General features: G+C 59.6%; 7 protein-coding genes. 4 read left to right on the top strand and 3 right to left on the bottom strand.

The annotated features are described in order from the left end of the window. Positions 1 to 386 precede the first annotated feature (386 nt). On the top strand, positions 387 to 1,706 hold the full coding sequence (locus tag D8767_RS28010; RefSeq protein WP_016714482.1) for an OprD family porin: 1,320 nt from the start codon (positions 387 to 389) through the stop codon (positions 1,704 to 1,706). A gap of 29 nt (positions 1,707 to 1,735) precedes the next feature. On the opposite strand, the gene D8767_RS28005 is transcribed toward D8767_RS28010, so the two are convergent. From D8767_RS28005 to D8767_RS27995, 3 genes are all read right to left on the bottom strand, one after another. After that, the gene (locus D8767_RS28005) at positions 1,736 to 3,403 is read right to left on the bottom strand and encodes an FMN-binding glutamate synthase family protein (RefSeq protein WP_016714483.1); all 1,668 of its coding nucleotides are present in this window, start codon (positions 3,401 to 3,403) and stop codon (positions 1,736 to 1,738) included. Positions 3,404 to 3,540: 137 nt separating this feature from the next. After that, the gene (locus tag D8767_RS28000; protein WP_063977359.1) at positions 3,541 to 4,908 is read right to left on the bottom strand and encodes an ATP-binding protein; all 1,368 of its coding nucleotides are present in this window, start codon (positions 4,906 to 4,908) and stop codon (positions 3,541 to 3,543) included. Between the two features lies 1 nt (position 4,909). Then, entirely contained in the window at positions 4,910 to 5,632 is a 723-nt protein-coding gene (locus D8767_RS27995) for a response regulator (RefSeq protein WP_016714485.1), read from the bottom strand. Between the two features lie 140 nt (positions 5,633 to 5,772). Here D8767_RS27995 and D8767_RS27990 point away from each other — a divergent pair, with 140 nt between their 5' ends. The 3 genes from D8767_RS27990 (at position 5,773) to D8767_RS27980 (ending at position 11,743) form a co-directional block, all read left to right on the top strand. Then, the gene (locus D8767_RS27990) at positions 5,773 to 8,070 is read left to right on the top strand and encodes a TonB-dependent siderophore receptor (protein WP_028699106.1); all 2,298 of its coding nucleotides are present in this window, start codon (positions 5,773 to 5,775) and stop codon (positions 8,068 to 8,070) included. Between the two features lie 381 nt (positions 8,071 to 8,451). After that, a complete protein-coding gene (locus D8767_RS27985; RefSeq protein ID WP_016714487.1) occupies positions 8,452 to 10,062 on the top strand; it encodes a sensor domain-containing diguanylate cyclase in 1,611 nt (536 codons plus the stop codon). A gap of 697 nt (positions 10,063 to 10,759) precedes the next feature. Then, positions 10,760 to 11,743, top strand: a complete 984-nt coding sequence (locus D8767_RS27980; RefSeq protein WP_122048507.1) for a hypothetical protein — start codon at positions 10,760 to 10,762, stop codon at positions 11,741 to 11,743. The last annotated feature ends 8 nt before the right edge of the window (positions 11,744 to 11,751 follow it).

The raw sequence follows: 11,751 nt of genomic DNA, 5'->3' as shown, positions 1-11,751 counted from the left end.
GTCTTTACAAATGTGTCTATTTGTAACCGCTCTGCTGCGAAATTGCCCTTCGAAGGGAATTTGTCCGTTCGATCAAAAGGTCTTTTCCGGCACAAGATAAATTGCCCACTGATAGCGCAAGGAGGCGTGAAAATGCACCAGACCTAACGGTCATTTTAGTTATATCAACCTGCATTTCACGAGTTTTTGACATTTGTAATCGCACACGGCTAGGATTCGGCCAACGCCTGCTGGCCATGATCTTGGCCAAGCTGCTGCCAAGGGCCGCTGTGTACTTACCGGCAGGCCCACCAGGCTGGATCCGCATAGCGTCGAACCTACGAAGGGGCGTTGGTTCCTGGCGCCATAGTGCAGAGCGTTTTTGATTAAGAAATAAGGAAAACAACATGTTGAAAACCAGGATCAGCCTGGTCGCCCTGGCGATGATCGCCGCGACCCAGGCACAGGCCAATGACCAGGCCGACAGCAAGGGCTTCATCGAGGACAGCCACGCCAACGTCCTTCTGCGCAACGCCTACATCAACCGCGACAAGAAGCACGGCACCGACGACCAGATCGAATGGGGCCAGGCGTTCATCGGCACCTTCAACTCCGGTTTCACCCAGGGCACCGTTGGCGTCGGCGTCGATGCATTCGGCCTGTACGCTGTTCGCCTTGATGGCGGCAAAGGCCACAACGGTGGCGGCGGCGTCGACTTCTTCAAGCCGCACGAAACCACCAACGCCGAAGGCAACGCCAGCTCGCCGCACAACCTGGCCCGCGCCGGTGCAGCAGTGAAATTCCGCATCTCCAACACCGTGCTGAAGTACGGTGACCAGATGCCGGCCCTGCCAGTGCTGCAATACGACGACGCGCGTCTGCTGCCAGAAAGCTTCACCGGTACCCTGATCACCTCCAAAGAGATCCAGGGCCTGGAACTGAACGCCGGTCGCTTCACCCAGGAAGCGCGCAAAAGTGCTGAGCGCCGTGACGGTGGTGGCTTGAAGTCGATCAACGTCTTCGGTGGTAGCTACAAGTTCACCGACAACTTCACCGCTTCGCTGTACACCGCCGACAACGAAGACGTGATGAAGAAGCACTACCTGGGCTTGAACTACGTCTTCCCGATTGCCAGCGACCAGTCCCTGACCCTGGACTTCAACGGCTACAAGTCGGACATCGACAAGCAGTACGTCCAGGCTGCCGGCCTGAACGGCGACTCCAACACCATCTGGAGCCTGGCTGCCACTTACGCGTACGGTGCACACTCGTTCACCCTCGCCCACCAGCGCAGCACCGGCAGCACTGGCTACAACTACGGCTTCTACCAGAACGCCGGTGGCGTGGGTGACGGTGGTTCTACCATCTACCTGGCCAACTCGTACTGGTCTGACTTCAACGCCGAAGACGAGCGCTCCTGGCAGCTGGGCTATGGCCTGGACTTCGGTGCCTACGGCATCCCGGGTCTGACCTACAAGCTGGCCTACGTCGTGGGTGACAACATCAACACCCGCAACGTCGCCAACCCGCAGGGCTTCGGCGAAGGTAAAGAGCGCGAGATCTTCAACCAGATCCGTTACGTGGTGCAGGACGGCCCGGCCAAGGACCTGTCCATCAAGCTGCGTAGCTCGTTCGTGCGTACCAACAACGCCGTGCAGCAGAACGGTTACAACGACGACGGCAACGAAGTCCGCGTATTCGTTGAATACCCGATCAGCATCTTCTGATCCTGGTCTGATGTATCAACAGCCCTGGCTTATGCCGGGGCTGTTTCTTTCCGGCGCACGGGTTTTGCCACTGCGGACATCACGTCTGCACTTTCTGGTGCAAAACTGTCACTGCGTGCCATCTGCCACATCCGCGCATAGAACTCGCTTTCAATCGAGCCACTGAGCAACTCGCCCGGCTTGAGGAAGGTGTGCAGGTCCGAGAAAAGCCCGATTTCGCTGGAGCTGATGCGCCGCGCCAGGTGCTTGGGTTTGAGTTCCGAGGGGTGCTCCAGACCTGCCGCCGCCAGCATTTCGGCCAGTGCATGCAGTGTGTTGCGGTGGAAGCTGGCTACCCGTTCGGCCTTGTCTGGCACCACCAGGGCGCGCTGGCGCAGCGGGTCTTGCGTGGCCACGCCGGTCGGGCATTTGTTGGTGTGGCAGCTCTGCGACTGGATGCAACCAATGGCGAACATGAAGCCGCGTGCCGAATTGACCCAGTCCGCGCCGATGGCCAGGACGCTGGCGATGTCGAAGGCACTGACGATCTTGCCCGCCGCACCAATGCGAATGCTGGAGCGCAGGTTCAGGCCGACCAGGGTGTTGTGCACGAACATCAGGCCTTCACGCATGGGCACACCCATATTGTCGCTGAACTCGCGAGGTGCCGCGCCGGTACCGCCTTCCTTGCCATCCACGACGATGAAGTCTGGGGTGATGCCGGTGGCCAGCATGGCCTTGGCGATGCCCATGAACTCCCACGGGTGGCCCAGGCAAAACTTGAAGCCAACGGGTTTGCCACCCGACAGCTCACGCAGGCTGGCAACGAACTGCAGCAATTCCACTGGTGTGCGGAAGGCGCTGTGCGCTGCCGGCGAGATGCAGTCCTCGCCTACGCGCACACCACGGGTTTCTGCAATTTCGGGGCTGACCTTGTGCCCTGGCAAGATGCCGCCGTGGCCTGGTTTGGCACCTTGGCTGAGCTTGATCTCGATCATCTTCACTTGCGGCGAGCGGGCTTGTTCGGCGAAACGTCGAGGGTCGAAGCGGCCGTCCTCGGTGCGGCAACCGAAGTAGCCGCTGCCGATCTCCCAGATCAGATCACCGCCATGTTCGCGGTGGTACGGGCTGATGCTGCCTTCGCCGGTGTCATGGGCAAAACGGCCCATGCGCGCACCCCGGTTGAGGGCGGCGATGGCGTTGGCGCTGAGTGCGCCGAAGCTCATGGCCGAGATGTTGAAGATCGAGGCCGAGTAAGGCAGGCGGCATTGCGGCCCGCCAATGGCGATGCGGAACGATGCCGGATCTGGCGTAGCCACTGGCAGCATGGAATGGCTGATGAACTCGAAACCGGGCTTGTAGGCGTCGTTGAGCGTGCCGAAGGCTTTCTCGGCGCTTTCGTTCTTGGCGCGGGCGTACACCAGCGAGCGCTGCGAGCGGGAGAACGGCAGTTTGTCGTCGTCACCCTCGATCAGGTACTGGCGGATTTCCGGGCGGATGGTTTCGATCAGGTAGCGGATATTGCCCAGAATCGGGTAGTTGCGCCGCACGGCGTGGTGGCTCTGGCGCAGGTCGTTCAGCCCGACCAGGCTGAGCAGGGCGGTGATCAGCGTTAGTGGCCAGAGCCAGGCATGCTGGGGCAGCAGTGGCAGGCTGGCGAAGGTGAACAACAGACAGATGGCGAGGCAGGCGTAGCGGCTGGGCAGAGAGTGTTTCATGGGTCCATCGCAGTCAGGATGACCGGGCATAGGATAGGCAAAGGCGGGCAGGGGAAAACCTGGGTAATCGGTAAAAGACTGTTACCTGATTGCGTATTCCAGAGCGTTCGCGGTCCCCTGTAAGACCGCGTCTGCCTTTAGATGGGCAGCAGTATGCTGACCCGCAACCCACCGCCTTCACGATTTGCCAGCATCAGCTCCCCCCCATGGCTGTTGGCAATCCGTTGGGCAATGCTCAACCCCAACCCATACCCACCGGATGCTTGGTTACGCGACCCTTCACCGCGCACGAACGGGTCGGTGATGGTCGCTAGCAGCGCTGGCGCAATCCCTGGCCCACGGTCATCGATATGGATGAACACCCCCGTGGTAGCCCGTTCCAGTGTGACCGAAACGTCCTTGGCGTATCGCAGTGCATTCACCAACAAGTTCTGCAGGCAGCGCTGCAGCAGCAGGGCATCGAGTTGTGAATGACCCGCTTGGCCATGCACCGGTAGCGGTTCTTCAGGGGTAGCCAGTTCGGCGCACTGGCGTGCCACCAGCCGGTCCAGGTCCACTAGCTGCAGGTTCAACTGCTCCCCTGCGCGCAGGTAGTCGAGTACCTGGCCGATCATGTCGTCCATCTGCGTTATGTTCTGCCGCAGACGCTGTCGGTGCTCATCGTCGGGCAGGCGCTCCAGGCGCAGGCGCATGCGGGTCAGCGGGGTACGCAGGTCGTGAGACACGGCGGCCAGGAAATAGGCCTTGTCGTTGACCATGGCAATCAGGCGTTGCTGCATGGCATTGAAGGCCTGGGCAGCCTGGCGCACTTCCTCCGGGCCATCCAGTGCCAAAGGCGCTTGCTCAAGGTTGCTACCCAGGCCACGTGCGGCATCGGCCAAGCGCCGCAAGGGGCGCAAGCACAGGCGTACGGCTATCAGGCACACCAGCAACACCGCGACGATGCGCAGTGCATACACCCGCAACAGGTAATCGCTGATCAGCACCCAGGCCGACTCGCCGCTCCAGCCTTGCAGTTCCTGGCCGTCGATGGTCAGCCAATGGCCGTTGGCCAACGGCACCGCGAACTGGATATGCGCCTGGGCCGTGCGCAGCCCGAACAGGCTGCGCCAGACGATTGGCTGGCCCAGCTCATCGGTAAGCTGCACCTTTATCAGGCGCACGTCCTGAGCATGCCCCAGTTCGTATTTGAGGGCCTGATGCAGCAACAGCTCCACACGCCTGCGCCCGCGGCGCTCGTCATGCGCTGGTGTGGGCAAGGTTTCGCTGCAACGCAGGTGGTAGTGGGGGGGGACCTGCAACGTGCCAGCGGGGCAGTCGGCCTGGGCAATGAGCGGTGCACTGCGTGCGGCGATCAACCGAATGGGGGCTTCGAGTACCTGGGCGAAACGCACATCGAACCAGATACTGCTCGACATCAGCTGGATCACCAACGTACCGCTGACCATGATTAGCAGCAGTTGGCCAAACAAGGTACGTGGCCACAGGCGGCGAAGCCAGCGCATGTCAGGCATCCGCCACGTTACTGGCGATACTCAGCAGGTAGCCTTCATTGCGGATGGTGAGGATTTGCGCGGCACCTGTCGGTGCATGGCGCAGGTGTTGGCGCAGGCGGCTGACGCACATGTCCACCGAGCGGTCATCGGGCAGGTGGTCGCGGCCGAACGCACTGCGGGTCAGCTGGTCGCGCGAAACCACCCGGTTGTTGGCTTCCAGCAGTTCGCGCAGCACGCGGTAGTCGGAGCGTGGTAGGGTCAGGGTTTCGCCGTCGGGGCGGGTGAGCAGGCGCTTCACATGTTCCAGCCGGAAGCCCGCGAACAGTTGGGCATCGACCACGGCAGGCGCTTCGACAGAGGGCTCCAGCCGTTGCGGGCGCCGCAGCACGGCCTTGATCCGGGCGATCAGCTCACGCGGCTCGAAAGGCTTGGCCAGGTAGTCGTCGGCGCCTACTTCCAGGCCGATGATGCGGTCCAGCGTGCTGCCCTTGGCCGACAGCATGATCACCGCCAGCCCCGGGGTGGCTTGCAACTGGCGGCACAAGCTAAGGCCGTCTTCACCCGGCAGCATCAGGTCGAGCACCACCAGCTCCACTTTGTGCCGGGCCAGCTGGTCGCGCATTTGCTCGCCGTCGACAGCCGCCAGCACGTTGTAGCCGGCATCGGTCAGGTAATCACAAAGAAGTTCGCGGATCTCGTCGTCATCGTCGACAACCAGCAGGGTCGTGCTCATGCGGAAAAACACCTGTTTGGTGAGGGCCTGTGGCGCTCGTTACCTTCAATTACATCCCCGTACATGTCGGGTCTGGAGCCCGGAGGGCCGATCCCTAGAATCCTAACAAAAAATCATCTGCAAATACGAAGCCTTCCCAAATGAATCCCATGAGCATCCCGCGAGCTTTCACCCCCATCAGCCGAAGCGGCAACCGCATCAAGCCGCTGGCCTTCTTCGTCGCCGTCGCCATTAGCGGTGGTGCCATGGCGGCTGACAGTAAACCCCTGGAGCTGGACGCCACGCAGATCGAAGACAGCGCGTTGCTCCCCGCCGACGATGCGGGCCAACTGGGCTACACAGTCGAGAGCACCCGCAGCTCCACCGGCCTGGCGCTGACGCCGCGACAAACGCCACAGTCGGTCACCACCATCACCCGCCAGCAGATGGATGACCGCGACATCCACACCATCGAGCAAGCGCTGGAAACCACGCCGGGTGTAACGGCCAACAAGTCCGAAGTGGGTGGGCGTACCGACTACCGTGCCCGTGGTTACTCGATCAGCAACTGGAAGGTCGATGGCCTACAGACCCAGGGCGGCTCCGACTTCAGCGGCAGCGGCAACGCGCTGAACATGGACCTGTACGAGCGCATCGACATCGTGCGCGGCGCCAACGGCCTGCTGGGCGGCACCGGCGACCCTTCGGCCACCGTCAACCTGATCCGCAAGGCCCCCACCAAAACCTTCGGCGGCAGCGCCTACGCCACCTACGGCAGTTGGGACAAACGCCGCCTGGGCGCCGACCTCAACCTGCCGCTGTCCGAAGACGGCCGCCTGCGTTCGCGCTTCGTGATGACCCAGCAGGACGCCAACTCGTTCCGCGACAACCAGTCCGAGCGTTCCCGCGCCGCACTGGCCAACTTCGAATTCGACCTGGACGACGCCACCACCCTCGGTGCCGGCTACCAGTACGAGTACAACAAGGTGGTAGGCGGCGGCTGGGGCGCAAACATCCCAATCTGGTACCGAGACGGCAGCAAGACCGACCTGCCACGCAGCACCAACGTGGTACCCAGCTGGAGCTTTGGCGAGTACACCACCCGCACCGCGTTCGGCTCGCTGGAGCACCGCTTCGACAACGACTGGACGCTGGACCTGAAAGCCGCCCAAGCCACTACCGAAGCCCTGAACCACCGTGGCCTGGCCAAGGTCAATTCGGCCGGGCGCGGCACCTATGGCGGCTACTGGGACCAGGACGGCAGCGGCGCCGTTCTCAACGGCCTGCACAGCTCCAGCGACACCACCCAGCAGTCGGCCCAGATCGACCTATCCGGCCCGTTCCAGCTGTTCGGCCGCACCCATCAGGCCATGGTCGGCTACAACGACAGCCGCACCGTGGGCTGGTCGCCGGAGTACACCTGCACCATGGTTGGCGACGGCATGGCCAGCGCGCCTGCATTGGGCTGCCAGTTCCGCGCCAACAACGGCTTCCCGCTGACCGACTGGCGCAATGGCGTGGATGACGACTACGACATCATCGCCTCACGCACCGGCCGCCACAGTAAGACCACCACGCGCTTGCAGGGCATGTACGCTGCCACCCGCCTGAGCATCACCGACCCGCTGTCGGTGATCGTCGGCGTGCGCACCAGCAACTATTCCTCTGTCACCCGCAGCGTGGCCGGTGCACGTAGCAGCCAGGAAGAAAACGGCATCGTCACCCCCTACCTGGGAGCGGTGTACGACCTCAACGACAACTACTCGCTGTACGCCAGCTATACCGACATCTTCACCCCGCAAACGTCTGAAACCAGCAGCGGCAGCAAGGTGGAGCCGATTCGTGGTCAAAGCTACGAAACCGGTATCAAGGGCGAGTGGTTCGACGGCCGCCTGAACGCCTCGGCGGCGTACTTCCGCACCAAGCAGGAAAACAAGGCGGTGCTGGACGGCGACCTGACTACCCCGACCGGTGGCAACGCCTACAAGGCCGGTTCCGGCCAGGAAACCGACGGTATCGACCTGGAAGTCGCGGGCGCCCTGACCCCCAACTGGAACGTGTATGCCGGCTACACCTACCTGCACTTGCGCCGCGTCGACAGCGACGGTCGCAGTGATCCATCGCACCTGTTCAAGGCCTCGACCACCTACCGCCTCAGCGGCCCGCTCGACCGCCTGACCCTGGGTGCCGGTGTGACCGCGCAAACCAACATCCGCGCCATCTCCAGCCCGGCTGGCCAGCCCACCAATGGTGTGAGCAACGGTGCTACCGACGTGAACTGGTCCGGTTATGCCATCTGGAATGCCATGGCCAAGTACCAGCTGACCGACGACACCAGCGTCAGCGTTAACGCCAACAACCTGTTCGACAAGCACTACTACACCCAGTACGGGTTCTATGCCGGGGCGATTTATGGTGACCCGCGTAACCTGTCGTTGACCGTTAGTACGGCGTTCTGATCAATACTGCCTAGGGCTGCTTCGCAGTCCATCGCCGGCAAGCCGAATGCATGGGAGCAGCTTTCTTGTGCTGCTTGTGCCGGCTTCTTCGCGGGTAAACCCGCTTCCACAGGGTCAGTGCTTACCTCAAGGCATGCGCAATCCCTGTGGGAGCAACTGTCTTGCACAAAATCTGAAAGCTGGCGTGATCACTGTGGGCGGGCTTGTCCCGCGAACACCGGCAAAGCCCTGTATCCGGGCAACCTCTTTTAGCCACCCTGCTGGTAAGTAGACGTTCTGCCAATACACTGAGGTGAATGTTTTACAATCTTGCGAGCCCCGCCTTGGTGGGGGTATCGCAGGGTCGATGATGCACCTTGCTGTATCGCAAAAGGAGTTGCCTTGGAGCACCATTCAACCGGCAGGCACGGCGTGAGCTACGCGTCGGCGCAGCGGCGGCAACGCAGGGACATCCCTTCCATCATGCGCCGGGTGACGCTGGGCGTAGTGCTCGTCTGGTTGGCATTTGTGGCAAGCCTGGGCGTGTGGATAGCGCAGCACCTTACGGCAGAAGAGCTTAAAAACCTGGCGGCAGGCGCCGAATACGAAGCCCAGATAACGGGGCGTGTCGTAGACCGTCTGTTCACCGAGATGGCCAGTGTGGCCAATATGGTGGCCCGCCAGAGCGAGGTCATCCAGCTCGCTGCCCGGTATCGCCATGATCCACCCGGTTTCGCGGCACTCACGCGTGAAGAGCGCGCTTCGAATTTCACCCGTGACCCTTTGGTTCGAAGCGTAGGTGATTTCATGGACCGATTGTCCAGCGATCTCCACTATGCCCGCATCTACATGAACAACCTTTCAGACGATACGGTGACGGCCAGTAACTGGGCGGAGTCGTTCAGCATTGTTGGCCAGATCTATACGGGCAGGGCTTACCTCATCGATGCACTGCGCACTGGCAGTGGTGCCATGTTCGGCATCGCCCGCCTGAACAAGACACCCTCCTATTTCGTAGCCAGCCGCATTGACGGTGCCGATGGCAAGCCACTTGGCTCTGTCACGGTCAAGTTCGATGCCCCGGACATTGCCCTTTATCTCACGGGGCGTCACACAGCCTTGATTGTAAACCGCCAGGGGCGTGTGACTACCGCGTCCAGCGAGCGGTTCATGCTGCGCAACGTGGCGGCGCTGCTGCCGCCTGATATGCCCAAGGCTGTGGATGGCGACGAAGAGCCGGGCGAGCCTATGGATATCCGCCCAATGACCGGAGCGGCTCAGGCCGATCAATGGCTCATTGACGGGCAGCCTTACCTGGTGAGGCGCCAGCCCCTGAACGACGCGCACTATCAGTTGCTGACGTTGGCAACGCTTGACCACCTTCAGCCGATGCGCCAGCAGTACTACTGGACCGCGGCATCTGTGGCAGCGCTGGGGTTAATTCTGATCTTGCTCTCCAGCCGTGTGACCGCGCAGATGTTGATGCGCCGCCAGGAAGAACGCTATGCGGCAAACTATGACGCGCTGACCGGCTTGAAGAACCGGCGTGCAATTCTGGCGGCCTTGCATCGGCATTTCGCGCTGGCGAAACGAACGGGGCAGGGGGTGTTGGTGGCATTTATCGACCTCGACGAATTCAAGGCGATCAACGACACCTACGGGCATGAGGTGGGGGACCAGTTCCTGATCGAAGGCAGCCGACGACTTCAGGGCGGGTTGCGGGCGACGGATGAGCTTGGGCGCTGGGGTGGTGACGAATTCGTTGTGATCGGGTTGACGGCTTCCGTGCATCCAGGCGAGATGGCGCAAACTGTCTCAGCCATGCGCCGACGGCTGGCGCCGCTGCTGATTGGTAGCTACGAATTTGATGAATGCCGTTTCAATTATTCCGGCGCGAGCATTGGTATTACGAGTGTCGACCCTTCTGCGACATCGCTGCAAGCAGCGCTCAAAGCGGCGGATCAGTTGATGTATGCCGATAAAGAGGTGCGGCGGGGGTTGCGGGGGGCTTGAGAGTAGAGCGGGGTTCCATAGCTTTTGAAAGCTAACATGGAACCTGGAAGGTGCGGCAGGCGTTGTCGGTAAGGGGAGCCGTTGTGCGAGCCATAAGGGTACTTTCCAATGTCGAATTGGTAGGTATCCTTAAAAGTACCCTTATTAGCGCTGGCTACCCCCGGAATCCGACGGAACGCCAAAACGAAAAAACCCGCCAGAAGGCAGGTTTTTCGGGGGTTCCAGAGATTTTGAAAGCTTTCTATGGAACCTTGAATGGTGCCGGCACCAGGAATCGAACCCGGGACCTACTGATTACAAGTCCAACATTACGACCAATGGTTATTGGCAAAACCCAGCATGGCGCTGTTTTTGCTGAATATTTGGGGATATATGGGTTCCATATTCGTCTGCAGTGTGGACACTTTGTGGACGCTCCAGGCTGCACGAGGCTTCACATCCCTTCAAATCTTTGCATAGCGTGCAATGCACTGGTTCTCTACGCGGCCCGCGCCGGGCCTGCTCCGGGGGTAACCTGCACCTGGGCTGGCCTTTGCACTATTTCGCGACGTAGAGCGCGTCGGCGGGAGGGGGATAAGTGATTTTCTCGGCCAATTTTTTTGGGGCTGAGGATTTTTATCTGAAGGTCAAAGGTAAGCGGAGGCGATATGATCGAATGAATTTCGATGTGGCCGTCTTGGCCTGACTGGGAGGGGGAATGGACGATTATTTAATGCTAGCGCTGCTAGTTGTTACACCCATGATATTTGTGGGGGTAATCTCGGCTGCGATTATTAAGAAATTTCGACGGGATGAAAATTGGAAAGAGAGGCTCTCACTTAATCCGGATTACGGTTTAGATAAGCAACCTCTATTCTGGTTGTCTATAGCGGTACCCGTCATGTACTTCTTGGAGTTCGGTTGCTTTGCTTGGAAGGAATATACTATATCCTTAACAGAGGCTGGCTTCAGAGAGTTTATTCGGGTTAGTGCTCTTCCATTGGGTTTGCTTGGCCTCTCACTCCCTCTGGCTGCGTTAATAACAAAGCTGCATTCAACTTCTCAAGCCGCAAGGCAAATTGAAAAAAGCAAACACGAATTATTTTACCTTCACAGAAAAGAATTTGCCGCTTATTATGAGCAAATTGGCCCGACTAAGTTCTCGCCAGACTTCACTGCCAACTTCACTATTAATCCTCGCATCCATGCAAAGCTGTTCGATGGCGCAGCATCGAAAGGCACGCCCACGCTACGCTTGGACGTTATAGATGAACTGATAAAAAAGGTTCAGAGTGCCAGACGTAGTTTTGAGCTTATGTTGTCGGCTTCTGATCAGCCGAAGTTTTACACTGAATATACTGAGTTCTGCAAAAAAATCATCAATCTCGTTCAGTATTTGAATATAAGGGATGCTGAGGATTTTATAAATGAATATGGTGTCGCCCTACCAATTGAAGGTGAATACCGAACTATTGGACGAACGATTCGGCACGGCTATGATATATTTACTTGCGTCGAAAACTATGTGATAGCCGCTGTAGAGTTTGCAGGGCTTGGACGAGAAGCATTAAAATTCGACAGACCTGCATTGAGGCTGCTGGTCGCAGAAAAAAATTGTAACCGTAGGTTTTTCCATATGTACGCAAATGTATCCAGCAATGGCGATCCAAAGAGAGAGCCCGCAATTTCGAAGGGCAAATGATAGGGGCG

The sequence above is a fragment of the Pseudomonas sp. LTGT-11-2Z genome (assembly GCF_003691445.1).
Classification (GTDB): Bacteria; Pseudomonadota; Gammaproteobacteria; order Pseudomonadales; family Pseudomonadaceae; genus Aquipseudomonas; species Aquipseudomonas monteilii.
Note: the sequence above shows the minus strand (reverse complement) of the source record. Positions and strands in the feature narration are given on the sequence as shown.